This window comes from Streptomyces rhizosphaerihabitans (assembly GCF_025399795.1).
Lineage (GTDB): Bacteria > Actinomycetota > Actinomycetes > Streptomycetales > Streptomycetaceae > Streptomyces > Streptomyces rhizosphaerihabitans.
This window is the reverse complement of sequence record NZ_JAODTZ010000211.1, coordinates 1-332: the sequence shown is the minus strand read 5'-3', so window position 1 is coordinate 332 and position 332 is coordinate 1. Positions and strand designations below refer to the sequence as shown.

At 70.5% G+C, this 332-nt stretch carries 1 pseudogene; it reads left to right on the top strand.

From position 1 onward, the window contains the following. A pseudogene (locus N4G66_RS45450) lies at positions 1-332 on the top strand (1,4-alpha-glucan branching enzyme); the annotation flags it as partial.

The following is a 332-nucleotide window of genomic DNA, read 5'->3' as shown; positions in this document are numbered from 1 at the left end:
TACCTCGTCGACGCCCTCCACCGGGCCGGCATCGGCGTCCTCATGGACTGGGTCCCCGCCCACTTCCCCCGCGACGACTGGGCCCTCGCCGAATTCGACGGACGGCCCCTGTACGAACACGCCGACCCCCAGCGCGCCGACCACCCCGACTGGGGCACCCTCGAATTCGACTACGGCCGCCGCGAGGTCCGCAACTTCCTCGTCGCCAACGCCACCTACTGGTGCGAGGAGTTCCACATCGACGGCCTGCGCGTCGACGCCGTCGCCTCCATGCTCTACCTCGACTACTCCCGCGAACCCGGCCAGTGGACCCCCAACGAACACGGCGGCCG